The 23285-nt window shown below is 66.6% G+C and carries 24 protein-coding genes; 12 read left to right on the top strand and 12 right to left on the bottom strand.

The window, feature by feature from the left end; translation table 11 throughout:
• Nucleotides 1-72 precede the first annotated feature (72 nt).
• From G9473_RS08575 to G9473_RS08550, 6 genes are all read left to right on the top strand, one after another.
• Nucleotides 73-783 (top strand): amino acid racemase, encoded by a 711-nt coding sequence (locus tag G9473_RS08575; RefSeq protein ID WP_291132507.1) that lies wholly within the window; start codon nt 73-75, stop codon nt 781-783.
• A 300-nt stretch (nt 784-1083) separates the two neighbouring features.
• Complete coding sequence (locus tag G9473_RS08570; RefSeq protein WP_291138355.1) at nt 1084-2262, top strand: deoxyguanosinetriphosphate triphosphohydrolase; 1179 nt, start codon at nt 1084-1086, stop codon at nt 2260-2262.
• Nucleotides 2263-2274: 12 nt separating this feature from the next.
• The gene (locus tag G9473_RS08565; protein ID WP_291132506.1) at nt 2275-3009 is read left to right on the top strand and encodes an NAD(P)H-binding protein; all 735 of its coding nucleotides are present in this window, start codon (nt 2275-2277) and stop codon (nt 3007-3009) included.
• A gap of 5 nt (nt 3010-3014) precedes the next feature.
• Nucleotides 3015-3467, top strand: coding sequence for an ABA4-like family protein (locus tag G9473_RS08560; RefSeq protein ID WP_291132504.1), 453 nt, complete (start codon nt 3015-3017; stop codon nt 3465-3467).
• A 49-nt stretch (nt 3468-3516) separates the two neighbouring features.
• Complete coding sequence (locus tag G9473_RS08555) at nt 3517-5106, top strand: fatty acid--CoA ligase (protein ID WP_367159093.1); 1590 nt, start codon at nt 3517-3519, stop codon at nt 5104-5106.
• Nucleotides 5103-5702, top strand: coding sequence for a DUF938 domain-containing protein (locus G9473_RS08550; RefSeq protein WP_291132502.1), 600 nt, complete (start codon nt 5103-5105; stop codon nt 5700-5702). The genes G9473_RS08555 and G9473_RS08550 overlap by 4 nt, the downstream gene beginning before the upstream one ends.
• A 6-nt stretch (nt 5703-5708) precedes the next feature.
• Here G9473_RS08550 and G9473_RS08545 read toward each other — a convergent pair whose 3' ends face one another.
• From G9473_RS08545 to G9473_RS08535, 3 genes are all read right to left on the bottom strand, one after another.
• A complete protein-coding gene (locus G9473_RS08545; protein WP_291132500.1) occupies nt 5709-5840 on the bottom strand; it encodes an Entericidin EcnA/B family protein in 132 nt (43 codons plus the stop codon).
• A gap of 118 nt (nt 5841-5958) precedes the next feature.
• Nucleotides 5959-6087 (bottom strand): entericidin A/B family lipoprotein, encoded by a 129-nt coding sequence (locus G9473_RS08540; RefSeq protein ID WP_150132460.1) that lies wholly within the window; start codon nt 6085-6087, stop codon nt 5959-5961.
• Between the two features lie 38 nt (nt 6088-6125).
• A complete protein-coding gene (locus G9473_RS08535) occupies nt 6126-7064 on the bottom strand; it encodes a DMT family transporter (protein WP_291132498.1) in 939 nt (312 codons plus the stop codon).
• 83 nt (nt 7065-7147) lie between these two features.
• Between G9473_RS08535 and G9473_RS08530 the strand changes: the two genes are divergently transcribed.
• On the top strand, nt 7148-7396 hold the full coding sequence (locus G9473_RS08530) for a hypothetical protein (protein WP_291132494.1): 249 nt from the start codon (nt 7148-7150) through the stop codon (nt 7394-7396).
• A 105-nt stretch (nt 7397-7501) separates the two neighbouring features.
• Here the strand turns inward: G9473_RS08530 and G9473_RS08525 are convergent, their stop codons facing one another.
• Entirely contained in the window at nt 7502-9040 is a 1539-nt protein-coding gene (locus tag G9473_RS08525; protein WP_291132491.1) for an ATPase, T2SS/T4P/T4SS family, read from the bottom strand.
• Nucleotides 9041-9365: 325 nt separating this feature from the next.
• Between G9473_RS08525 and G9473_RS08520 the strand changes: the two genes are divergently transcribed.
• From G9473_RS08520 to glmS, 3 genes are all read left to right on the top strand, one after another.
• Entirely contained in the window at nt 9366-10739 is a 1374-nt protein-coding gene (locus G9473_RS08520) for a hypothetical protein (RefSeq protein ID WP_291132489.1), read from the top strand.
• Nucleotides 10740-10805: 66 nt separating this feature from the next.
• Complete coding sequence (locus tag G9473_RS08515; RefSeq protein ID WP_291132486.1) at nt 10806-11693, top strand: DMT family transporter; 888 nt, start codon at nt 10806-10808, stop codon at nt 11691-11693.
• 114 nt (nt 11694-11807) lie between these two features.
• A complete protein-coding gene (gene glmS / locus G9473_RS08510) occupies nt 11808-13643 on the top strand; it encodes a glutamine--fructose-6-phosphate transaminase (isomerizing) (RefSeq protein WP_291132483.1) in 1836 nt (611 codons plus the stop codon).
• Between the two features lie 49 nt (nt 13644-13692).
• Here the strand turns inward: glmS and G9473_RS08505 are convergent, their stop codons facing one another.
• Nucleotides 13693-14070: a MerC domain-containing protein gene (locus tag G9473_RS08505; protein WP_291132480.1), complete on the bottom strand. Its 378-nt coding sequence runs from the start codon at nt 14068-14070 to the stop codon at nt 13693-13695.
• A gap of 76 nt (nt 14071-14146) precedes the next feature.
• Between G9473_RS08505 and G9473_RS08500 the strand changes: the two genes are divergently transcribed.
• Entirely contained in the window at nt 14147-14791 is a 645-nt protein-coding gene (locus G9473_RS08500) for a DUF1826 domain-containing protein (RefSeq protein WP_291132477.1), read from the top strand.
• Nucleotides 14792-14836: 45 nt separating this feature from the next.
• Here G9473_RS08500 and G9473_RS08495 read toward each other — a convergent pair whose 3' ends face one another.
• The 5 genes from G9473_RS08495 to G9473_RS08475 form a co-directional block, all read right to left on the bottom strand.
• Nucleotides 14837-15673: a hypothetical protein gene (locus G9473_RS08495; protein ID WP_291132474.1), complete on the bottom strand. Its 837-nt coding sequence runs from the start codon at nt 15671-15673 to the stop codon at nt 14837-14839.
• Entirely contained in the window at nt 15670-17112 is a 1443-nt protein-coding gene (locus G9473_RS08490; protein WP_291132471.1) for an aromatic amino acid lyase, read from the bottom strand. Before G9473_RS08490 ends, G9473_RS08495 begins: the two co-directional genes overlap by 4 nt.
• 2 nt (nt 17113-17114) lie before the next feature.
• Nucleotides 17115-18551 carry a chemotaxis protein CheW gene (locus G9473_RS08485; protein ID WP_291132468.1) on the bottom strand — a complete coding sequence of 479 codons (1437 nt, stop codon included), beginning with the start codon at nt 18549-18551 and terminating at the stop codon, nt 17115-17117.
• Between the two features lie 61 nt (nt 18552-18612).
• Complete coding sequence (locus G9473_RS08480; RefSeq protein ID WP_291132466.1) at nt 18613-18981, bottom strand: PAS domain-containing protein; 369 nt, start codon at nt 18979-18981, stop codon at nt 18613-18615.
• 303 nt (nt 18982-19284) lie between these two features.
• A complete protein-coding gene (locus tag G9473_RS08475; RefSeq protein WP_291132463.1) occupies nt 19285-19584 on the bottom strand; it encodes a hypothetical protein in 300 nt (99 codons plus the stop codon).
• A gap of 238 nt (nt 19585-19822) precedes the next feature.
• Between G9473_RS08475 and G9473_RS08470 the strand changes: the two genes are divergently transcribed.
• Complete coding sequence (locus G9473_RS08470; RefSeq protein ID WP_291132460.1) at nt 19823-22177, top strand: EAL domain-containing protein; 2355 nt, start codon at nt 19823-19825, stop codon at nt 22175-22177.
• A gap of 17 nt (nt 22178-22194) precedes the next feature.
• Here the strand turns inward: G9473_RS08470 and purQ are convergent, their stop codons facing one another.
• Together purQ and purS are read right to left on the bottom strand one after the other, a co-directional pair.
• Nucleotides 22195-22884, bottom strand: a complete 690-nt coding sequence (gene purQ / locus G9473_RS08465) for a phosphoribosylformylglycinamidine synthase subunit PurQ (RefSeq protein ID WP_291132458.1) — start codon at nt 22882-22884, stop codon at nt 22195-22197.
• The gene (purS, locus tag G9473_RS08460) at nt 22884-23126 is read right to left on the bottom strand and encodes a phosphoribosylformylglycinamidine synthase subunit PurS (RefSeq protein WP_291132456.1); all 243 of its coding nucleotides are present in this window, start codon (nt 23124-23126) and stop codon (nt 22884-22886) included. Before purS ends, purQ begins: the two co-directional genes overlap by 1 nt.
• Nucleotides 23127-23285 lie beyond the last annotated feature (159 nt).

Here is a 23285-nt window from a genome sequence, read left to right as displayed (position 1 = left end):
CTAAACGCATGCTATGGACTGTCCTTGCGCTTCCTCGCTACACGAACGGGGAAGGACAGACGGAATATCGGCATGGCACTGCGCAAACTCGGATTGATCGGCGGGATGAGCTGGGTGTCGACCGGCATCTATTACGATCGCATCAACCGCATCGTTCAGAAACGCGCAGCCCCCATGGCGAGCGCGCCGCTGTTGATCGAAAGTCTCGATTTCGCCCAGCTCTATGCCCTGCGCGAAGAGCAGGACTGGAAACGCGCGGCAGAAGTGCTCGCGGAGAGTGCCAGGCGTCTCGAGCAGGCCGGGGCCGAGGGGCTGATCATCGGCGCGAATTCGATGCACAAGGTCTATGACGACGTCGCCGGCGCGGTCGACATCCCGATCCTGCACATCGCAGACTATGTCGGCCGTACGCTCAAGCGGTCGGGCCACAAGAGCGCCGCACTGATCGGGACGCGCAACGTGATGACCGAAAGTTTCTATCGCAAGCGGCTCGTGGCGCACGGGATCGACCTGCTGCCGCCGAACATGAACAATGTCGAGACGCTCGACCGGATCATCTATGACGAGCTGATGGTGGGCAAGGTCAGCCGCGACGCGCAGCGCGAGATGAAGACCATGATCACCGCGAAATCGCAGGAAGGGGCCGATGCGATCGTGCTCGCCTGCACCGAATTGAACCTCGTGGTCGACATCGACGCCAATGTCCTTCCCGTGTTCGATTCGACCCGGATTCACTGCGAGGCGGCCGCCGATTGGGTGCTCGATCAGGAGCTTGTCGACTGACCCGGCGGCTGGTCGATGAATCCACACGTTCCGCCGCAATGCTCCATTGCAAGGGATGCAAGGGTGCAGCGGCGGGCCTACGTGAGCCGGCAGAACTTCGTCATACAAACGTAACGACAAGTTCCGGGTCTTCGGGTCGCACCGATGGCCCAGGGCCGCAAGGCTCTTGGGGCCGCTCTCCTTCCCCCCCAATGCACCCGGGGAGTGGCCCCTTTCCCCCTTTTTCCAGCCCGTCCGGTCGGCGTTGCCGATCTGTTCCCGTTGAGCCGCGCCGCGCGCTGACCTAAGCGCGTCGGCGTGATGACGCGCGCGCCCTATGCAGCCGACCCGCACGCCCATGGGGGGCGCGAATGGACCGGCCGGCCCGGCGATGCCGAGCCGCGCGGCGAGCAGCGCGGGCCCCGCACCGATTTCCAGCGCGACCGCGACCGGATCATCCATTCGATGAGCTTTCGCAGGCTCAAGTCCAAGACCCAGGTCTTCATCGCGCCCGAAGGCGATCACTATCGCACCCGGCTCACCCACAGCCTCGAGGTTGCGCAGATCGGCCGGGTGATCGCGCGCGCGCTCGGCCTCGATGAGGATCTGACCGAGGCGTTGTGCCTCGCGCATGATCTCGGCCACCCGCCTTTCGGCCATGCGGGCGAGGCGGCGCTGTCCGATGCCATGCTGCGCCATGGCGGATTCTGCCACAATGCGCAGGCGCTGCGCACGGTGATGCGGATCGAAAGCCCCTATCCCGAGCACGAGGGGCTGAACCTCACCTGGGATCTTCTCGAAGGGCTCGCCAAGCACAACGGCCCAGTGACCGCGCCGAACTGGGCGTTGGCCGAACTCGACGAGGCATTCCCGCTCGACCTTTCGACCTGGCCCTCGCTCGAGGCGCAGGTCGCGGCGGTGTCGGACGACATTGCCTATGACAACCACGACATCGACGACGGGCTGCGCGCGGGCTTTCTCGATCTCGACGACCTGATGCAGCTCGATTTCCTCAGCCAGCAGTGGCGCAGCGTCGAGAAGCGCTTTCCGAACGCCCCGCGCGAGCGGCTGCTGCGCGAGATGGTGCGCGACCAGATCGGGCTGATGGTGAACGACGTGATCGCCCACACGCGCGAACAGGTGAAGGACGTGGGCTCTGTCGGCGAGGTGCGCGCGGCGGGCCGCCAGCTCGCCGGGTTCTCACCGCAAATGGCCGAGGCCGAACGCCGCCTCAAGCGGTTCATGTACGACAAGCTCTATTACCACCCCGACCAGATCGCCGCCGCCGAACGCGCACGCGATGTCGTCGCGCGGCTGGTCGCGGCCTATTCGCAGGATTCATCGCTGATGCCCGCCGAATGGCAGGAGCGCCTGCCCGAGCGCGAGCCATATCGCAGCCGCGTCATCACCGATTTCATCGCCGGGATGAGCGATCGCTTCGCGATCCGCGCCTGTGCCGAAATCTATGGCGAGCGGCCGATGGGCCTCACCAATGTCTGAGGGGAGGCGCGTGTGAGCCGCCCCTTGCACGGGGCCGACGAGGAAACGACGCGTCGCTCCGGCCCGGTGCGGCTCGCGCTGGTCGGGGCGACCGGCCTCATCGGCAGCCGGCTGATTGCGATTTCCAGTGCGGGCGAGGAGTGCCGCATCGTCGGGATCGCCCGGCGCGAGGTTCCCTTGCCCAAAGGCGCGCGGGTCGAAGTCTTCGTCGCGGAAGCGGACAAGTGGGGCGAAATCTTCGAGGCAGTGCGCCCGCGCGCGCTGATATGTGCGCTCGGGACGACATGGAAGAAGGCGGGCCGCGACGAGGCCGCGTTCCGGGCGGTCGACCAGGACCTGATCGTTGCGACCGCAAAGGCCGCGCAGGCGGCGGGCGTGCCGAACATGGTGCTGGTCAGCGCCGCGGGCGCGGACCGCGATGCGAAGAGCCTCTATATGCGGGTAAAGGGGGAGACGGAGGCGATGGTTTCCAAGGTCGGGTTCAAGCGGCTCGACATCCTGCGCCCGGGCCTGCTCAGGGGAGAACGGCAGGATGACTGGCGGCTCGCCGAAAGGCTCGCGCTGATGGCGAGCCCAGTGATCGAGCCGTTCCTTCCGGCGAAATGGGCGCAATACCGCTCGATCGAGGCGGACGTGGTCGCCGAGGCTGCGCTGTTCCTTGCCCAGCGGCGCGCGCAGGGACGCTTCACCCACGACAACGAGGCTATGAAACGCGCCGCGCGCGACTGGCGCGCGAGAAGGAGCTGAGAGGCATGGATTGGGGAGCGATCTTCAACGCGGTGAACCTGCTTGCGCTGCTCGCCTGGGGCGCGCTCATCCTGCTGCCGCGCTGGCCGGCGGTGCTTTCGGGCGTGCTCTATCTCGGCGTCGGGCTGCTGTGCCTTGTCTACGCCGCCTGCATGATCGGGCTCGTGAGCGGTCTCATTCCCAATCCCGAAGCCACCGGCGGGGTCGATTTCACCAGCATCGAAGGGGTCAAGGCGATCTTCGCCACGCGCGCGGGCGTGACCGTGGGCTGGACGCATTACCTCGCCTTCGACCTTTTCGTCGGCCTGTGGATCGCGCGCGATGCCGACGCGAAGGCGGTCTCGCGCCTCATCCAGGCTCCGATCCTGCTCGCGACCTTCATGGCCGGGCCGCTGGGGCTTCTGATCTGGCTGGTCGCGCGCGAACCCGCCGCGCGGCGTTCCGGGCGGTTCCGCTGACAATCTAGGCGGTGGACCTCGCCCGCCCGCCGTGCTTAATCCCCCGCCTGTGACCAAGCTGGGAGAGAGCACGGCCATGGCGCGAGAGGCCCACCACGACTTTTACACCTTCGACGAAATCCTGACCTTCTGGGCGAAGGAACGCGGCGATGCTCCCGCCTTCGAACAGGAAGGCCGCGTGACCACCTTTGCCGAGACGGACGAGCTGACCCGGCGGCTGATCACCCTGTTCCGCGAGCGCGGCGTCCACAAGGGCGACCGGATCGCCTGGCTCGGCAAGAACGCGGACACCTATTTCCTGCTCTATCTCGCCGCCGCGCGGGTGGGGGCGGTCATGGTCCCGATCGGCTGGCGGCTCGCCCCGCCCGAGATTGCCTACATCCTCAAGGATACCGGCGCCAAGCTGCTGTTCTGCGGCGCGGAATTCGTCGAGACGGCGAGCCGGGTCGCGGGCGACGTGCCGGTCAAGCCGCAGGTGATCGAGGCCGAGGCGGCCCGGCGCGAGGCGGCGGCGCTTCCCCCGGCGAGTTTCGAGGCGCCGGGTCCGGACGAGGCCGTGCTGCAGCTTTATACCTCAGGCACGACAGGCAATCCGAAGGGCGCGGTGCTGTCCAATCGCAACCTGCTCGGCCTCAGGAATCCGGGCAACGAGGCCGGGCTGGAATGGAATTATTACGAGCCGGGCGACTGTATGCTGATCGCCATGCCGTGCGCGCATATCGGCGGCACGGGACTGATGAACATCGCCGTCGCTAACGGCGTGCGCAGCCTTGTGCAGGCCGAGTTCACCCCCGTCGGTGTGCTCGAGGCGATCGAGAACGGGGCGACGCATATGTTCATCGTGCCCGCCGCCCTGCAGATGGTGGTCCAGCACCCGCGCGCGGCAGAGACGGATTTTTCCAACCTGCGCTATCTCATGTACGGCGCGGCGCCCATGCCGCTCGAACTGCTCAAGCAGGCGGTGCGCACCATGCCGGGGACGAAGTTCCTCCAAGCCTACGGCATGACCGAGACGAGCGGGACCATCTCGATCCTGCCGCCGGAGGACCACAGCCTCGAAGGCAACGAGCGGATGCGTTCGGCGGGCAAGGCCGTGCCGGGGGTCACGATCGAGGTGAGGGGGCCGGACAACACCGAGCTTCCCCGAGGCGAGATCGGCGAGGTCTGCATCAAGTCGCCCTCGAACACTGCGGGCTACTGGAAGCTGCCCGAGGCGACCGCGAAGACGATCGACCCGGACGGCTGGCTTCACACCGGCGATGCCGGGATCATGGACGCGGACGGCTACATCTACATCCAGGACCGCATCAAGGACATGATCATCTCCGGCGGCGAGAACGTCTATCCGGCCGAGGTCGAGAACGCGATCTTCGGCCATCCCGCCATCGCCGAGGTCGCCGTCATCGGTGTGCCGAGCGAGAAGTGGGGTGAAGAAGTCAAAGCCTGCGTCGTGCCCAAGCCCGGCGCCCAGATCGACGAGGCCGAAGTCATCGCCTATGCGCGCGAACGTATCGCCGCGTTCAAGGCTCCAAAGAGCGTCGACATCATCCCCGAAATGCCGCGCAACCCCTCGGGCAAGATCCTGCGCCGCCAGCTGCGCGCGCCCTATTGGGAGGGGCAGGAAAGGCAGGTTTCGTGACCGCGAAACAACACGCCCCCGCAACGCTGCGCAATCGCGAACCGATCCTCGCCGTGCTGCGCAAGGAATTGCCGACGAGCGGGCGCGTGCTTGAAATCGCGGCCGGGACGGGCGAACACGCCGTGTTCTTTGCAGGCGCTTTCCCGCAGGTCGAATGGATGCCGAGCGATCCTTCGCCCGAAGCGATCGCCTCAATCGCCGCTTACCGCGAGGATTACGCGGGCGAAAACCTTGCCGCCCCCGTCATGCTCGATGCCTCGGCGCGGGACTGGCCGGTGGAGCGGGCCGACGCCGTGCTTTGCGTCAACATGGTCCATATCAGCCCGTGGGAGGCGAGCACCGGCCTGTTCGACGGTGCCGCCCGCTTGCTTGCAAAGGGCGCGCCGCTCATCCTCTACGGGCCCTATTTCGAGGCGGACGTCGAGCCTGCCGCGTCCAATCTCGAATTCGACCGCTCTTTGAAAGCGCGCGACCCGCGCTGGGGCATCCGCGATCTCGCCGAGGTCGACCGGCTCGCCGCGCGCAGCGGCTTCACCCGCACCGCGCGCCACGCGATGCCGGCCAACAACCTCACTCTTGTCTACAGGCGGCGCTGAGCCGCGTCAGTCGATCGCGCGCTTGCCCGCCTGTCCGACCGACTTGATGTCGTCGCCCAGCCCGTCGACCGTGTTGCAGGCGCTGGTGGCGGCGAGAAGGGCGCCAAGGACGGCGGCGCTCAGGATCTTCAGTTTCATCGTCTGGACCTCGGTTGTTCTGGGGGCTTCGGGCGTCGAAATTGGCATCGCGGGCGCGAAACGCAACGAAAAAAGGGCTCGCCGCGATGGCGAACCCCCTTTTGCCATGGCGGCGGGATCAGATTTCCTCTTCGACTTCGTTCGAGGCGGATTCGAGGTCTTCGCCCGCGCCTTCGACGGTGTTGCAGGCGGCCGCGGCGAGGGTCAGGGTGCTCGCGGCGATGGCGATGAATGTCTTGCGGATCATTGTCTTGCTCTCCTTGTGGTTCACGCCGAATCAAGGAGTCAGGCGGACGGGCGTTCCGAAACTGCGGCGGGCCGCGCCCTTTGGCGGGCGAGTTGCCGCTCGCGCCACGCAATCAGCGCGCCCGCCCCGATGATGAGCGGCGCGCCGATCCACAGGCTCGCAGGCGCAGCGCGGCCGAACACCTGCCAGCCGTAGAAGGTCGCCCACAAAAGCGAGGTGTAGTCCATCAGCAGGATCACCGCCGCCGATCCGAACCTGAGCGAGGTGGTCAGCAATATCTGCGCGAGCGCCCCGCACAGCGCCATGGCGAGGATGATGAGCCAGGTCTCGGTGTCGTGGGGCCCGATCACGAAGGGCAGGGCGAGCGCCATCAGCGGGGCGGTGATGGCGGAAAACCAGAAGACGATGCTCCACGGGCTTTCGGTCGTGTTGAGATCCTGCACCTGGAAGCTGATGAGCGCCACGAGAAAGGCCGCGATCAGGCCCACGAGAGCGCCCCAGGGGTCGATCGCGCTGCCCTCCGCGAGACCGAAGCCGGGCGAGGTGATGACGAGCACTCCGGCAAATCCCAGCGCGACCGCGCCCCAGCGATAGAGGCCCACGCGCTCGCCAAACAGGACGACCGAGATCATCACGGCGAAGAAGGGCGCGGTGAAGCTGATCGCGGTCGCCTCGGGCAGGGGCAGCAGCATGACCGCGCCATAGACGAACATCATGCCGGTGATGCCATAGGCCGCGCGGCGCGCATGGGCGCCGATGCGCTTGGTGCGGATCGTGCCAAGACGGCCCCACGCGGCAAGCAGGCCCGCGACCGCGACGACGGTCAGCGCCTGCCGCCAGAAGATCAGTTCGAGCAGGTGCGCGCCGCGTTCGCCTGCCAGCTTGACCAGCATTCCCATTGTCGCGAGCACGCCTGCGGTCGCAAGTCGGATGGCGAGCGCGAGAAAGGGGCGGGGGCGGGCGATCGAGCCATCCATCGCATGAGGACTTAGGCCGGCGGGGGGATTGCGCAAGCGCCGAGCGCGCCTAAATGCTCCGGCGACCGCCCGGAGCGCCTGCCATGATCGACCTCTTCCACCGCCTTCTGCTCGCGAGCGACGCCGTGCTGATGACGCTCGCGGGGCTCGCATTCTGGCTGGTCGCCGGTTTCGCGCTGCTGATGGAGCGGCGGCGGGTCAGAAAACGCCCGCTCGAACGGCTGGAGGCGGTCGGCTGGGTTCCCTGGACCCCGATCTTCGTCGGCTGCGCGATCATCGGCGGCGGGATGCTGTCGATGAGCGCGCCGGTGGTGCTGGGCGAGATGTTGTAGGCGCCGGCTTTCGGAGGAAGACCCCGGCGGAGCAGCCGCCTCAAGTGCGACTGCGCGCCGGCCGTCAGGCCGCAGATGCCGGACCGGACGGCCCGGATCTGCGTGTCAAAGACACGCCTCAAGATACGCCTGGTCGAAGCCGAATTGGCGCGCCTTTTCCAGCGTGTAGGGGCGCAGGCCCGACGAGCGGAATTCGCCCATGATCTTGCCGTCCTCGCTCTCTTCGAGATACTCGAACTTGAAGAGCTCCTGCGTCACGATCACGTCGCCTTCCATCCCGATCACCTCGGTGATGTTGGTGGTGCGGCGAGAACCGTCGCGAAGGCGCTTGACCTGCACGATGAGGTCGACCGACTCCGCGATCTGGCGGCTGATGGCTTCCTTGGGGATCTTGATGTCGCCCATCAGGATCATGTTTTCCATACGGCCGAGGCATTCGCGCGGGCTGTTGGCGTGAAGCGTACACATCGAGCCGTCGTGGCCGGTGTTCATCGCGGCGAGCAGGTCGAAACACTCCGCGCCGCGGATTTCGCCCAAGATGATGCGGTCGGGGCGCATACGCAGGGCGTTCTTGACGAGGTCGCCGATCGTGATCGCGCCCTGGCCTTCGAGGTTCGGCGGACGCGTTTCGAGGGGCAGCCAGTGCGGCTGCTGCAGGCGAAGTTCCGCCGCGTCCTCGATCGTGAGAACGCGTTCGCCCGGGTCGATCATCTTCGACAGGGCGTTGAGCATGGTCGTCTTACCCGAACCCGTACCGCCCGAGATGACGATGTTCATTCGGCACGCGCCCGCGATCTTGAGCGCGGTGCACATCTTTTCCGACATCGAGCCGAATTCCTTGAGCATATCCAAGGTGATCGGTTTCTCGGAGAATTTACGTATCGAGATCGCGGTGCCGCGCAGGGACAGCGGCGGGACGATCACGTTGACACGGCTGCCGTCCTTGAGGCGGGCGTCGGCCAGCGGCGTCGTCTGGTCGACGCGGCGGCCGACCTGGTTCACGATCCGCTGCGCGATCTGGAACAGGTGCTGTTCGTCGCGGAAACGGATCGGGGCGAGCACCAGCTTGCCCTTCTTTTCGATGTAGGTCTGGTCGGGCCCGTTCACCATGATGTCGGACACGTCCGGGTCGTTCAGCAGCTCTTCGAGCGGGCCGAAGCCGAGCAGCTCGTCGATCAGGACCTTTTCGAGTGCGAACTGTTCGCGCCGGTTCAGCGTGACCTTGAGCTCGGCCAGCACTTCCATGATGATCGGGCGGAATTCCTCGGAGAGCTCCTCCTTCGACAGCGTCGCCGCCGCTTCGGGATCGACTCGCTCGAGCAGGCGCGGGAGCACCTGTTCCTTGATCTTGTGGACGCTGGCCTCGAAGCCGCCGACTTCCGAATCGGCATTGTGGACCGCGTTCATGCGCTCGGCGAGACGATCCATCGCGTCCGAGGTCGCGCCGCCCTTGGGCGGGCTGGCCTGCGCCGGCCCCGGCGCTTCGGGCACGGCGGGCTTTTCCTCGCCCGGAAGCGGCGGGAATTGGTCGCCGCCCTGCGGTTCGCTGGGGCGTCCGCCCCCCTTCATCGGCCGGGCCACTCCGAAAGCAGGTCGCCCGCCGGGCTTCATGCTCCCGCCGCCCTTCTTGCCGAATGCGCTCATTGTCGAAGCCCCCGAGGCTTTTTTAGGTCATGTCCGCGCACGTTTCGCCGTCCGGCAAACCGTGCCTCTCGAACCGCAGTCAATAATTGGGAAACCTTATCTTTTTCCTAAAGCGGGCCGAAGACCTGTAGCCGCGCTTGCCCGCCCGCCCCGGCGTCGAAGGAGAACGGCGAAGCGGTTGCGCGATTGCCCTCGGCGAGCGGGAAAGGGTGCCTGCGGCCACGTCGCGCCTTGCTTGCAGCCTGGGCAGAGGCGGGCGCTTCCTGCGCGCTCAAGCGAATCATTAACCATTATCCCCTAGTCGCAACCAACGGAGGTTGGATTGATGGCGGCACTCGCGAACTACTGGCAGAAGAGCATCATCCGGGAAATTCCGTGGAGCTGGGCGTTGTGGTGGCTTGTCCTGCCGAACCTGGCCTTCATGGTGATGTGGCCGATCGGCGGGCCCATGATGGCGGCTTCGATGCTGATCAGCGGGACGATCGCGGTCATCGCGGTGCAAAGCGAAAGCCGGATCGCGCGCGCGATCACCTTGCTGATGATCTTCCTCGTCCAGCTGACACTCTACGTCACCTCCTCGTTCAACATCGACTTCTGGAACGTGATGCTGCTCGACCAGTATCTGGCCGAACTGAACCCCGCGAAATCGCCCGAATATGTCGTTGCAGCCGCGGTCGTCGTCATCGCGATCGTCTGTTCGATGCGCTTTGGTGTGCGCATCGAGAAGATGAACAATCGCAACCAGCTCCTCGGCGCATTCGCCCTTGTCGCCTTGCTGGTCAATGCCGATGCGGCGGCCACTTTCGGGACGAGGGGAACCTACAAGACCGTCGCACCGGACGATGCCCCGGTGGATTCGGCGATTCTGCAGACCGCGATTTCGCCCGAGACCGTGGCCGCCGACAATCTGGTGGTCATCATGGTGGAAAGCTGGGGCGTTCCGTCCAACCCGTTCGAACGCGCGCTGGACGATGAAATCTGGGCGCTCGACCGCGTCGCGTCCCGTTATGCGGTAAGCCGGGGCGTCAGCACCTATTACGGCTCGACCACCAATGCCGAAGTGCGCGAATGGTGCAGCCTTTGGGGAGACCACCTGTCGACCGATTTCGACAAGGTGGACTGCCTTCCCGAACGCTTTCGGCAGGCGGGCTTTCGCACCGTTGCCTATCACAGCTTCAACGACGAATTCTTCGACCGCGGGGAATGGTATCCCAAGATCGGCTTCCAGGAATCCCATTTCGACTTGGATCTGTTCGCTCGCGGGGCGCGCCATTGCGACGGGGTCTTTCCCGGGGCCTGCGACCCCGACGTTCCCCGGATCATCGCCGAGGACCTTCGCAATTCGCCCGCCGAGCGCAATCTCATCTACTGGCTGACGCTCAATGCGCACCTTCCCGTGCCTCCGGACGAGAAGTTCGGCACGAACGAGTGTTCGCTCGGCAATGGCGAATGGAGCGAATCCTTCCCGATGCTGTGCCGCAGCTACAAGGTGCACAAGGTCGTCGCGGATGCGATCGTCGAGCAGGTCATGGACCCCTCCTTCCCGGAAGCCGACCTGCTGATCGTGGGCGATCATATGCCGCCGTTCTTCCAGCGCACGATCCGCACGCGCTTCGATTCGGCCCACGTGCCGTGGATTTACCTCGAGAACAGGGCGGCCCGCGAGGCCGTGCAGGATCCGGAACCGGAAGTGAGCTAGACCCGGCTCTGCCGACCGACGCGATAGCGATTGCCAGACGAGGTATCCCGGCCCTAGGGAGCCCGCATGGCGGACAACCAGCGTCGATCGGGATTGCTCTATGCGATCGCGGGCTTTGCCACGCTTTCGGTGGGCGATGCGGTGGTCAAGTCGATGGCCTCCGACTGGCCCGCCTTCGCGGTTGCGGCGTTGCGGTTCAGTCTCGGCGCTATGGGGCTTGCGGCGCTGCTCGCGCGCTCGGAAGGGCCGCGCGCCTTTCGTCCGACCCATCCCTGGCTCCAGCTCGCGCGGGGCACGTGCCTCGCCCTGGCGTCGGTCGCGTTCTTTTCGGCGATCTATATCATGCCGCTCGCCGAAGCGATGGCGATCGCTTTCCTCGCACCGGTGCTTACGCAGGCGCTCGCCGGCCCGCTGCTGGGCGAGAAGGTGCACCCGTCGGTCTATCTCGTCTCGCTGGTCGCGCTTTGCGGCGTTGCGATCATCCTGCGGCCCAATCTTGCCGAGCTTGGCCTCGGCGCGCTCCTCCCGCTCGTCTCGGCGACCTTCTTCGCCCTGCTGATGATTACCAACCGGGCGAGCGCCGGGCAGGGCAGCGCCTTGTCGATGCAGGTCTTCGTCGCCGGCATCTGCGCGCCTATCCTGATTTTTCTGGCCGCGGCGGCAAAGCTGTCCGGCGTGCCCGCGCTCGATTTCGGCTGGCCCGAATGGCACGTCGTCGCGCGCTGCGCGGTGGTGGCGGTGACCGCGAGCAGCGCGCACTGGCTGGTCTATATCGGCACGGCGAAGGCGGGGGCCTCCACCATTGCGCCTGCGATCTACGTCCAGATGCTCGTGGCGGTCGGCATGGGGTGGTGGTGGTTCGGCAACGTGCCCGACGGCTACACCATCGCCGGGGCCACGCTGATCATCGCATCGGGACTGTATCTCTGGCGCTCGGGCGCGCGGCGGGCATAGGTTCCTATCGCAAACGCTCGGGCTTGCCGTGACCATGTGAAACGCTAGAGCGACCGGAGGGCAATCCGCAAGGCGGCGCAGACGTGCTTGCCGCCGGAGAAAAGGGCAGGGTCTATGTGCGGCATCATGGGTATCGTCAGCAGCACGCCGGTCGCGGAGCGGCTTCTCGACGGCCTCAGGCGGATGGAATATCGCGGCTATGACAGCGCCGGAGTCTGCACCTTGCACGAGGGCGCGCTGGTGCGCCGCCGGGCCGAGGGCAAGCTCGCCAATCTCGCCCGCGTGCTGGGAGAGGACCCGGCGCCCGGCAATGCCGGCATCGCCCACACCCGCTGGGCGACTCACGGCGCGCCGACCGCGACCAATGCCCACCCCCACGCGACCGGCGAAGTGGCGATCGTCCACAACGGCATCATCGAGAATTACAAAGAACTGCGCAGCGAGCTTGCCGCCGAAGGGCGCACCTTCGAAAGCGAGACCGACAGCGAGGTCGTCGCGCACCTGATCTCGAGCCGGATCGAGGCGGGCATGGACCCGGTCGATGCGGTCAAGGACGTGCTCCCGCGCCTGCGCGGAGCCTTCGCGCTCGCGATCGCCTTTCGCTCGCATCCGGACCTGCTGATCGGCGCGCGGCTCGGCTCGCCGCTGGTGGTCGGCTATGGGCCGGAAGGAGAGGAGGCGGAGATGTATCTCGGCTCCGACGCGCTCGCGCTCGCGCCGCTCACCCAGCGCATCTCCTATCTCGAGGAAGGCGACTGGGTTGTCGTCGGGCGCAGCGGGGCGCAGGTCTTCGATGCCGAAAACAAGCCCGTAGAGCGCGAAATCCGCGCTTCGGGCGCTTCGGCGGCGGCGGTCGAGAAGGGCAATTACCGCCACTTCATGCAAAAAGAGATCTTCGAGCAGCCGACGGTCGTGGCACAGACGCTCGGCTCCTATCTCCGGCGCGAGGACAACACGGTCGCCCTGCCGCAATTCGATTTCGACCTTTCGGGCGTGAAGCGGCTCACCATCGTCGCCTGCGGCACGTCCTTCTACGCCGGGATGGTGGCGAAGTACTGGTTCGAACGCTTCGCCCGCCTGCCGGTCGATGTCGATGTGGCGAGCGAGTTCCGCTACCGCGAGCCGGTGCTGGAGGAAGGCGGGCTTGCCCTGTTCATTTCGCAGAGCGGGGAGACCGCCGACACGCTGGCTGCGCTGCGCCATTGCCGCGAACAGGGGCAGACCATCGGCGTCGTCGTTAACGTGCCGACCAGCACCATGGCGCGCGAGGCGGACCTGCTGCTGCCGACCCATGCCGGGCCGGAGATCGGCGTCGCATCGACCAAAGCGTTCACCTGCCAGCTCGCCGTGCTCGCCGCGCTCGCCGCTCACATGGCGGTGAGGAAGGGCCATTTCACGCGCGAGGAAGAGCGGGAGGTGGTCGGCCACCTGCTCGAAGCGCCCGCGGCGCTGAACGCGGCGCTCGACCATGATGAGGACATCGCCGCTATCGCCCCGCTGATCGCCCCCGCGCGCGACGTGCTGTATCTCGGGCGCGGGCAGGACTATCCGCTGGCATTGGAAGGCGCGCTGAAACTCAAGGAAATCAGCTACATCCACGCCGAAGGCTATGCCAGCGGAGAAATGAAGCACGGCCCCATCGCGCTGATCGACGACGAGGTGCCGGTGGTGGTGATCGCGCCTTCGGGTCCGCTTTTCGAGAAGACCGTCTCCAACATGGAGGAAGTCCGCGCGCGCGGCGGGCAGGTGGTGCTGATTTCCGATGCCAAGGGAGTCGCCGAGGCGGGCGAGGGCTGCCTTGCGACGATAGAGATGCCGGTGGTCCACCCGCTGATCGCGCCGCTGGTCTATGCGATTCCGGTCCAGCTGCTCGCCTACCATGTCGCCGTGGTGAAAGGCACGGATGTCGACCAGCCGCGCAACCTGGCGAAATCCGTCACCGTGGAGTGAGCGCGCTCGCGCAGTAGCCCGTCCCCGTATTCGCGCGTGTGTCGCGCGGTCAGGCCCGGACGCGTCCGCGAAGGTTCAGCCAGTGTGCGATGATGAGCAGGCTGGCCCCGCCCGCCGTCAGGGCCTGCTCCTGCCATTCCGCCTCGACGAAAAGCGCGCCCGTCATGGCGCCGAGCGCGACGACGAGGAGCGGGCCGAGCCACCGCACGACCAGCGCCCGCCGGCCGAGGACGGTGCCGCTGACGAGGAAGACCGGGACCAGCAACGCGGCGTGGAACAGCTCGGCCTCTGCGAGGCTGGCGAGGCCGCTCGATGCGAGCACGGGCAGGAGGGCGAGCGCGACCGGCAAGGCGAGGCAATGGCCGAGGCACAGCGCGGAAAGGGCGATCCCGGCGGAATCGAAGAGAGGGTTCGGGGCGGTTTTCATGGGTCCCTTGCATGGGCGGGGGAGAGAGGATAGAGCGACGTTACAACATTACATCAATATCGCAAAGGCATTCGCTTTGACCGCCACGATCGCTTCCGAAACCGCTCTTGCGCCCCACCCCGAAACCCTCGGCGAGACCGGCGCTGCGATCTCTACCGCTGCCGGGATACTCGATGCCGTGAGAAACGCCAATTGCAGCCTCGCCGTCTGGCAGCGCAACGCGATCCTCGACTGGAGCGCGCTGCTCGAAGGGAGCCCGCGGGACATCCGCTTCGAAACCTCGCGCGCCGCGCTTGCACCTCGTTTCACGGCCTCGCTGGCCGATCACGGCTTCGGCGGCCGGCATCTCCACCGTGCTTTCGCCGAGGACGTCGCCCTGCTCGCGGGACGCCTCTGCGCGGTCATGCAATGCGACAGCGTCGAAGTGCGGCTCGAGGTCGTGACGACCGATTCCTGCCGCAAGTTCCACGCCGATTACGTCGCCGCGCGGCTCATCACGACCTATGTCGGGCCGGGCACGCAATGGCTCACGCGCGAGGACGCCGCGCGCGTGCGCAGCGGCGGCGAGCCGCGCCGTATCCACCAGCTCGAACCCGGCGATGTCGGCATCTTCAAGGGCAAGCTCGCGACCGAATATCCCGCGATCCACCGCTCTCCCCCGATCGCGAGCGCGCAGGGCAAACGGCTGCTGCTCGTGCTCAACAGCTTGGAGAGCAAGTGACGGCGACGGCTGGCGCCAGCGCCAAAGACCGCATCATGCGGCGCGCTATTCGAAAGGCGGTTCGATCAGGACCGTTGCGAACAGGCGCTCCGCGATTTCGCGCTGGGCGGGCGACAGGGCTTCTCCGCCGGTGTGGAGCCTGACCCGCGACAGCTTACCACGCGTGTCTTCGGCGAGCCGCGCGGCGACGTGGTCGAACGGCGCGAGCAGGGCAGGCGGCAGGACGAGGTCGTCGATCCTGAGCGCGAAGATCTCGGCGAGGGTTTCCGCTTCGTCCGGCCGTTCCTGCCCGCGCCAGTGGATCGTCTGGCGGCAGGCGAGCGCGAGCAGGAAGTCGCTGATGAAACCCGCGTCGTCGAGCGCCCCGCGCCGGGTCAGGCGGCTTGCGCCGACAGGCGTCGCGAGTTCGCAGGAGAGCCGTTCGAGGATGCGCTCGATTTGCTCGCCGGTGAAATGGGCAAGGGCCGGCGGCAAGAGCGCCAGCTGCGCCTGCGGGGCGTCGTGGAGGGCGGCGAGGCTTTCCGGAAGCAGCGCGGGGTGATGCGCGATCCCGTCGGCTTGGATGATCGCGAACCCTGCGCGCCCGGGGGCTGGACGTTCTGCCAGTTCCGCGCGCAGGTCGGACAGGCTTTCCGGTCCCAGCGGCACATAGGTGAAGCCGCCGATGCAGCAGGCGACGAAATCGACCGCCGCCTCGAACGGGCCGGGCGCGCCGCACACCACGTCGCCCGCCGCCACACCCCGGTCGCGCAGGGCAATTCGCCGGGCATGGGCCGACGTCCAGATATTGGCCGCGGAAAGGATCGTCTCTCCTTCCGCTCCGGCGGTCTGGATGACCGGCGTGCCGCAGCCTTTCAGCAGTTGCTTGAAGAAGGCCCTCATGCCGCGGTCGGCAGGGCGAAGTCGGGCCAAGCGGCAAGGGTCAGGCGCTCGGGCACGGGCCGTTCCCGGCGCAGCAGGGCGGCGCGCTCGGCGATGAAGGCGGCCCCGCGGGACAGGTCGTGCGCGATCCCGATCCGTTCGCCGCAATCGAGCAGCGCCGCCATGCTGCCGGGCACGATGTCCTGGTTGTAGCCTTCGGCGGGCGAGGTCATGTTGCGCGCCGGAACGCCGCCCGCCCGCAGCGATTGTTCGAGCGCGTTGACGAGCTGGTGCACGCCCTTGACGTGGTCGCCCGGCGCGCATTCGAGATTGCGCGGCAGCCCCCCGCTCTCGCGCGGGTCGACCAGCAGAAAGGTCTGGCGATTGAGCATCTCGGCGCACTTGCAGGCGACATCGATCATCTGGTCGGCCGCGGTCGCAAGGCCGGCGGTGTAGAACAGGCCGCCATGCGCGACCTCGATTGCCCCGTCCTCGGCGGTGATGATCGGGTTGTCGGCTACCGACAGCGCTTCCGCCGTGATCCGCTCGGCGGCGAATTCAAGCTGGGCGAGCGCATTGCCGAGCACCTGCGGCGCACAGCGGATCGAATAGCGTGGCTGGGGCGGACATTCCGGCTCGCGCTCGATCTCGCCCCCGCCGTGCCGCGCAAGGAAATGCCGCCGCGCGAACGCGATCATCGCGCCTGCCTCGGCGTTGCGGCGATGGGCGGGATTGATCGCAAGCGTTCCCCCGGCGCAGAATTCCTCGTCGAGGCCGAGCGCGATGCTCGCGAGCGCCGTCGTCCGGCACGCCTGTGCGAAAAGCTCGCGCACCTTGCCGAACAGCTCGACCGCCAGCGCGCTCATCATGGCATTGGTGTTGACGAGGCCGAGTACGTCGCGCGGGCCAAGCACCCCGCCTGCCTCGATCACCGGAGCGATCGCATGGGCCATCGGCACGAGATCGCCGCTCGCCCCGAGGCTGCCGAAGCGTGGCACCTGTGGCAGCGCATCGCCGTTCGCAAGGCGGACGAGCCCGGCAATCGTGTCGGGATGGATTGCCGAGCGCCCTTGCAGTGACTTGAGCGCCTGGATCCTGAGCGCCCGTCGCACCACGCGGGCCGGCAGCGGGGCACCGACACCGACATGGAGATAGCGCAGCAATTCGGCCTGCTGCCGCCGCCAGTCGATCGGATCGCGCGGATCCTCGATATCGGCGCCGTAATAGGTGTGGATGCCGTAGATGCGCTTTTCGGGGTTGGCCGCGAGGAATTGCATCAGCGCCTCGTAAGCGCGCCGGGCGGGCTCGTATTCGGCCCGCGACGGCTCGAACGCGAGCGCGGCATCGCCCAGGGCATCGAGTTCGTCGAGCGCGGGAATTCCGGCGCGCTCGGGCGCGTCGCGGCAGCTTTCCCGCTCGGATTGCGGCGGCGCGGACGGGGCGAAGACGGGAGCGGCCATGTTCACGATGAAAGCATTTCCTCGATGTCGAGGACCATCACGAGATCCCCGGAAGTGTTGAGCACGCCGGCGACCCGGTGGCCGCCCGCATCGAAGGGCAAGGGCCGCACCCGCCCGCGGGTGATGCCGTGGATTTCGTTCGCCCTGAGCGCCACCCGCCCGGCATCGCCCAGATCGGCGAAGACGACGAGATTGCGCTCGTAATCGGCGCGCGCGCCGAACACGGCGAGCGAGGTGTCGAGCACGGGGTAGTAATCCCCGCTCGACGTCGAGAGCAGGTTGGCCGCCGAGGCGAGGCGCGCGGCGTCGACCAGTTCGATGAAGCTGACATATTGCGCCGGGACCGCGAGGGTAGAGCAATCGCGTCCGTTATGGACCGAGAAGCTCAGGTATTCGGCATTGCCGCTCAGCATGAAATTGGATTCGACGACCAGTTTGCTGCCCAACCCCGGATCGTGCGACTGGCGCACCTGCAGCCCGGGCGCGAGCGCGTCGCGCGGGACCGCGAAGCCGGCCGCGCCGAGGCCGTCGTCCTCGAGGATGAAGCTCAGCTTGCGCTCGTCGCGCTCGATCCGCCACCCCAGCGTGACATGGGCGTTCTTGCCGCTTTTCTCGCGATCTTCGGGGGTGGGTTCGATCGAATGGGTGAAGAGGTGCTCGAACCAGAGCCGAGCGAGAGCGAAGAAGAGGTCCGAAACATCGGGCGGGATGAGCTGCGAGCCGTCGGGATTCCTCAGTTCGATGAGCGCGGTCACACCGGCATCGGCGAGCCGTTCGACGAGTTCCGCCTCGAGCGCGGCGTGCAGGTCGTCCAATTCGATCCCGACATTGCGATCGACGCATTCGATCGAGCGCGAGAGCGACTTGTCGATCTTGTCGAGGACGTCGCGATCCTCGATCACGCTGCCGACAAGATCGCGCGCGGCGTTGAATTCCTGCAGCACCTCGCCGACCGCGCGGCCGGCCGAGGCTGTGACGCTCATCAGTCGCCGCGCCATGGTGGGAATCCGCCCGACCGTGCCGAACGGGTCGGCGGCGAGCTTCAGGGTCCAGAACAATTCCTGCCGGGTCTGCAGCCCCTCGAGCTTTTCCGCGATTTTCGACAGCATCGACCCGTGGGCCATGGTCCTTGTGTCGGCCTGGCCCTTGATGATGGTCTGGTATTGCATCTGGTCGTTGCAGCGCGACCATTCGTAGCGCAGCGCGAGCCAAGTCAGCGGGATGTGCTTTTCCGCCTCGCTCTCGTCGCCTTCGAAGGTGAGATCCTCCATCGCGGTGCAGATGTCGGTGCAGCGGGCGCGATAGTCGGCCTCGATCTCGGCGAGCATTTCGGGCGTGACATCGGGCGTGAGCGCGACGACCGCCATCGTCGCCTCGACCTCGGCCGGGTCGAGCAGCGCGCGGCGCAGCGCCTCAACTTTCGAGGTCGGGTTGTCCATCGTCCTCGCCCTTGGCCGGGCCGGGCCGCCCCGCGAGGCGGCCCGGTCGGTTGCCGGTGGATCACTTCTTCTTGACGAAGACCCAGTTCGACTTGCTTTCCTTGTCGCGCTTCAGGCGGATCGCGACGTTGGTCGGGCGCAGCTTGTAGGTGAAGGTGTAGTTGAATTCGGTGTCGAGCTCGTCGGCTTCGACACCCGACTTGAAACGGCCGTGGAACAGCTTGTTGTTGGTGCAGGGCGCGATCTCGGTGAAGAAGTTGCGGCCCTCGGCCGCCGCGGGGGTGACGCCGGCGAGTTCGGCCTCGTACTTGTTGTAGAGTTCGATCTTGCCCTCGTCGTCGACCTTGACGATGCCGAAGTCGGCGGCATCGGCCGCTTCGCGCGAGAGGGTGGCAAGGCCGGAATCGATTTCGGCGGTAACGAAAGACATCATTCTTCTCCTCGTATTCAGGTTGGGCTTCGGGGTTGGGGATTGGTTACGTCATGGCTGTCGCGACATGATGGGCCGGCATGATCGACCTGTCGGGACACGGTCTTGGGACGCCCCGGACCCGGAAAAGCGGGTCGGCGCGCCGAGGAAGGATGCCGCAAAGCCGGTCCCTCCTTCGCGCAGCGGCGGAGAGGGATTGCCATCGGCGACCTTCGGTGGCCCGGCGCTGGCCGTTATCCTCTGCAGGAAGCCGGGCGGCGCAGGCGTCACGGGGTGGCGGGCACGCGGGGCTCCCGCGGGCGCTCACGCCGCGAGGGCGGTTTCCTGCTTCTCGCGGTAGAGTTCGACGATCTGCGCCTCGAGATTGGCGATCGTCTCGTCCTTCTGCGCGAGCACGCCCTCGGGGCGCGACAGCTCTTCCTTCTCGCGGTAGAGTTCGACGATCTGTGCTTCGAGACTGGCGAGGCTTTCGCGCATGGCGGCGATTTCGGCCCCGTCGGACCCTGCGGCCTGCTTTTCCTCGTAGAGCGCGACCAGCTGCGCTTCGAGGCTCTCGAGCATTTCCGCAAGATTGCCGGACGATCCCGTCAGTGGTTCGGTCATGTTCACTCTCCTTTCGTTGGACATTGTCGCAATGTCGGAAAGGGTGATGGATGAGGGCGGTTAAGATCGCGGCGCGGGCAAGGCGGGGGAAAATACGGGCCTCGCGCCGGGCCGCGGGAAAACCCGGCGCGCAGGTTCGCAGCGGGCGCAAAAGCCGGCCTGCGACTCCGGCCGCCCGCTTGTGAAAAGCCCGCTTGCTTTACTGGCCTCTAACCTTTCTCGGTTAATCGCGGTGGCCGTGAGCGAGCAGTCATCATCCCAATCCCAGCCGGCGATACCCGGACTGACGGCTGCGGCCGTGCTCGGCCTTTCCGACCGCGGCGGGGCCGAATGGGCGCGGCTGAGAGGGCTCCAGTATTCCGCGCTCTCCGGGCTGACTTTCCTGCGCTCCTATTCGCACGCCCTTTTCGCGCTCTTCGTCGCGGTGCTTTATCGCGACAGCGTGCCTTTCGTGTGGATCGCGCTGTGGATGGCGGCGCTGGCCTTCGTCCATGTCCGGGGGGCGGCGTTCGACCGCTCGCTCGGCGATGTCGAGCACCGCCGGATAACGACCAGCGAATTCAATCGCCAGACGCTCACCCCGGCGATTTCCGGGCTGCTGTGGGCCGGCGCCGTGGTCGGCTTCGGCCAGTTCGGATCGCCCGGCGCGTTCGGAGCGATGCTCTATATCCTCGCGATTCTCATCACCGGCGGCGTGTTCTTCAACACCGCCGCCCCGCTGGGCGTGGTGGTCTTTGCGGTCATCGTCGGCACGGGCACGGCGCTGGCGCTCGCCATCGCGGGCGAATGGCTCACCATGGTCGTCTCGGTCGTCTTCACCATCGTCACGGTCATCGGTTCGATCGAGACCGGTCGGCAATACCTCATCGCTCGCCTCGCCGAAGCGGCGGTCGCGGAAAAGGAGGAGGTCGTCTCGCTGCTGCTGCGCGAATTCGAGGAGAACGAGGCCGACTGGCTGTGGGAGGTGGACACCGCGAGGAAGTTGCGCTCGGTCAGCCCGCGCTTCGCCTTCGCGCTGGGCACGACGCAGGCTGCGGTGACGGGCAAGCCGCTGCTCGAACTGGTCACGGGCGGGCGCTGGGGCGAGGGGCGCTTTCCCGAAAGCCTCCACGAACTCGCCGACAAGCTAAAGAACCGCGAGAGCTTCTCCAACCTGCTGGTCGAGGTCACGATCCAGGGCGAGAAGCGCTGGTGGGAATTGTCGGGCACGCCGATGCGCGACGAGCGCGGGCGGTTCGACGGCTTCCGCGGGGTCGGCTCGGACGTCACCGAGCAGCGCCAGTCGTCGGAAAAGATCGCCTATCTCGCGCGCTACGACACGCTCACCCAATTGCCCAACCGCCTCCAGCTCACCGAGGCGCTGGGCGAGGCGCTGCGCTATGCCGAGCAATGGCGCTCGCGCTGCGCGCTGCTGATGGTCGATCTCGACCGCTTCAAGGCGGTCAACGATTCGCTCGGCCACATGACGGGCGACAAGCTGCTCGCGCAGGTCTCCGCGCGGCTCAAGGGGCTCATGAACGAGGAGCTCATGTGCGGCCGTCTCGGCGGGGACGAATTCGCCATCGTCATCCGCGATGCGAGCGACCGCGAACTCGTCGGCACGGTCGCGCGGCGGGTGATCGAGACCTTGTCCGAGCCCTACCAGGTCGAACAGCACACGCTTTACGTCGGGGCGAGCGTCGGCTCCGCGATCGGCCCGCGCGACGGCAAGACGGTCGAGGAGCTGATGCGCAACGCCGACCTCGCGCTCTACCAGGCGAAGGACATCGGCGGGGGCGAGCATTGCCGTTTCGAACCGGTCCTGCACGCATCGGCCGAAGAGCGTCGCCAGCTCGAGGTGGCGATGCGCAAGGCGCTGGGGCTCGACGAATTCGTGCTCCACTACCAGCCGGTGGTCGATGCGCGCAGCGAACACGTGGTCAGCTTCGAGGCGCTGGTGCGCTGGAATTCGTCCGAGCACGGCTTCGTCAGCCCGGGCAAGTTCATCCCGCTCGCGGAGGACACGCGCCTGATCGTCCCGATCGGCAAGTGGGTGCTGCGCCAGGCGTGCATGGAAGCGCGCGAATGGCCCGAGGACGTCAAGGTCAACGTCAACGTCTCGCCCGAGCAATTGCTAGAACCCGATTTCCACCAGGATGTCGTGGACGCGCTCGCCGCCTCGGGCCTGCGCCCCGAAAGGCTCGAGGTCGAAGTCACCGAAAGCATTTTCCTGCGCGATGCGAGCGTCGCGAGGAACGCGCTCGAACAGGTCATGGCGCTGGGCTGTTCGGTCGCATTGGACGATTTCGGGACCGGCTATTCCTCGCTCGGCTATTTGCGGAAGCTGCGGTTCTCGACGATCAAGGTCGACCGCAGCTTCGTCCAGGGCGCGGCGCAGGGGAATAATGAAAGCCTCGCGATCATCAACGCCGTGGTGGCGATGGCGAAGAGCCTCGACATGACGACCACCGCCGAAGGGGTCGAGAATGCCGAGGAAGCCGCGCTCATCCGCAACCTGGGCTGCGACAAGATCCAGGGCTTCTATTTCGGCCGCCCGATGTCGAACGAGGAAGCGCGCCGCCTGTTCAGGAGCCAGCGCCGCATCCGCGCCTGACGTCGGGCCGCAAAGGTTCAGGCAGTAGCGAGCGCGCCGATCAGCCCTTCGAACAGCCGCCGTCCGTCGTCCCCGCCGAGCGAGGGATGGCTCGCAGGCTCGATCGCGCGTTCGGGATGCGGCATCATGCCGAGCACCCGCCCGTTCTCGCTCAGCACCCCGGCGATGTCGCGGCGCGAGCCGTTGCAGGTCTCGCCGTAGCGGAACGCGACGCGGCCTTCGCCTTCGAGCCGGTCGAGCGTGTCTTCGTCCGCGAAATAATTGCCGTCGTGATGCGCGACGGGGATGCGGATCGTCTCGCCCTTGTCATAGCCGCGGGTGAAGGGGCTGGAGGCGTTCTCGACCGTCAGCGGCACGGTGCGGCAGATGAAGGTCTGGTTGGCATTGCGCATCAGCGCGCCGGGCAGCAGGCCCGCCTCGGTCAGCACTTGAAAGCCGTTGCACACGCCCAGCACCGGAACGCCGCGCCCGGCGGCTTCGACAACGGCGCGCAGGATCGGGCTTTTCGCGGCCATCGCGCCCGAACGCAGGTAGTCGCCATAGGAAAAGCCGCCCGGCAGCGCGATCAGGTCGAGATTTTCGGGCAGGCTTGCATCGCCGTGCCAGATGCGGATCGCCTTTTCGCCCGACACCTTTTCGAGCGCCACGGCCATGTCCCGGTCGCAGTTCGAGCCGGGAAAGGTGACGACCCCTGCGCGAAAGCCCATCAGCCGCGCTCCCCGATATGCTCGATCGCGTAATCCTCGATCACCATGTTGGCGAGCAGTTGTTCGCACATCTTCGCCAGCGTCTCGTCGCTGGTCCCTTCCGCGACCTCCAGTTCGATCATCCGGCCCACGCGCACGTCCTCGACTCCGGTGAAGCCGAGCCCGTCCAATGCATGATGCACCGCGCGACCCTGCGGATCGAGCACGCCGGGCTTGAGACGGACGAGGATGCGGACTTTCATGGGCTGTTCCTGCGACTGCGAGTGGTGGGGCGGCCTATAGCGAGGCAAGAGCGCGAGTGGGAGGGGTTTTGCGGTGTCTCTCCCCGGTTCGGGAGGCGGCGCGCAGATATTAACAAATGTAACCGGATTGCCACAGGTGACGCGAGAATGACGCGCAAA

The sequence above is a fragment of the Erythrobacter sp. genome (assembly GCF_011765465.1).
Classification (GTDB): Bacteria; Pseudomonadota; Alphaproteobacteria; order Sphingomonadales; family Sphingomonadaceae; genus Erythrobacter.
Note: the sequence above shows the minus strand (reverse complement) of the source record. Positions and strands in the feature narration are given on the sequence as shown.

What these genes read in the sequence shown, in the direction of transcription:
- G9473_RS08575 (WP_291132507.1), top strand. Translation starts at nt 73, where the DNA reads ATGGCACTGCGCAAACTCGGATTGATCGGCGGGATGAGCTGGGTGTCG.
- G9473_RS08570 (WP_291138355.1), top strand. Translation starts at nt 1,084, where the DNA reads ATGACGCGCGCGCCCTATGCAGCCGACCCGCACGCCCATGGGGGGCGC.
- G9473_RS08560 (WP_291132504.1), top strand. Translation starts at nt 3,015, where the DNA reads ATGGATTGGGGAGCGATCTTCAACGCGGTGAACCTGCTTGCGCTGCTC.
- G9473_RS08545 (WP_291132500.1), bottom strand. Translation starts at nt 5,840, where the DNA reads ATGAAACTGAAGATCCTGAGCGCCGCCGTCCTTGGCGCCCTTCTCGCC.
- G9473_RS08540 (WP_150132460.1), bottom strand. Translation starts at nt 6,087, where the DNA reads ATGATCCGCAAGACATTCATCGCCATCGCCGCGAGCACCCTGACCCTC.
- G9473_RS08535 (WP_291132498.1), bottom strand. Translation starts at nt 7,064, where the DNA reads ATGGATGGCTCGATCGCCCGCCCCCGCCCCTTTCTCGCGCTCGCCATC.
- G9473_RS08530 (WP_291132494.1), top strand. Translation starts at nt 7,148, where the DNA reads ATGATCGACCTCTTCCACCGCCTTCTGCTCGCGAGCGACGCCGTGCTG.
- G9473_RS08525 (WP_291132491.1), bottom strand. Translation starts at nt 9,040, where the DNA reads ATGAGCGCATTCGGCAAGAAGGGCGGCGGGAGCATGAAGCCCGGCGGG.
- G9473_RS08520 (WP_291132489.1), top strand. Translation starts at nt 9,366, where the DNA reads ATGGCGGCACTCGCGAACTACTGGCAGAAGAGCATCATCCGGGAAATT.
- G9473_RS08515 (WP_291132486.1), top strand. Translation starts at nt 10,806, where the DNA reads ATGGCGGACAACCAGCGTCGATCGGGATTGCTCTATGCGATCGCGGGC.
- glmS (WP_291132483.1), top strand. Translation starts at nt 11,808, where the DNA reads ATGTGCGGCATCATGGGTATCGTCAGCAGCACGCCGGTCGCGGAGCGG.
- G9473_RS08505 (WP_291132480.1), bottom strand. Translation starts at nt 14,070, where the DNA reads ATGAAAACCGCCCCGAACCCTCTCTTCGATTCCGCCGGGATCGCCCTT.
- G9473_RS08495 (WP_291132474.1), bottom strand. Translation starts at nt 15,673, where the DNA reads ATGAGGGCCTTCTTCAAGCAACTGCTGAAAGGCTGCGGCACGCCGGTC.
- G9473_RS08490 (WP_291132471.1), bottom strand. Translation starts at nt 17,112, where the DNA reads ATGGCCGCTCCCGTCTTCGCCCCGTCCGCGCCGCCGCAATCCGAGCGG.
- G9473_RS08485 (WP_291132468.1), bottom strand. Translation starts at nt 18,551, where the DNA reads ATGGACAACCCGACCTCGAAAGTTGAGGCGCTGCGCCGCGCGCTGCTC.
- G9473_RS08480 (WP_291132466.1), bottom strand. Translation starts at nt 18,981, where the DNA reads ATGTCTTTCGTTACCGCCGAAATCGATTCCGGCCTTGCCACCCTCTCG.
- G9473_RS08475 (WP_291132463.1), bottom strand. Translation starts at nt 19,584, where the DNA reads ATGACCGAACCACTGACGGGATCGTCCGGCAATCTTGCGGAAATGCTC.
- purQ (WP_291132458.1), bottom strand. Translation starts at nt 22,884, where the DNA reads ATGGGCTTTCGCGCAGGGGTCGTCACCTTTCCCGGCTCGAACTGCGAC.
- purS (WP_291132456.1), bottom strand. Translation starts at nt 23,126, where the DNA reads ATGAAAGTCCGCATCCTCGTCCGTCTCAAGCCCGGCGTGCTCGATCCG.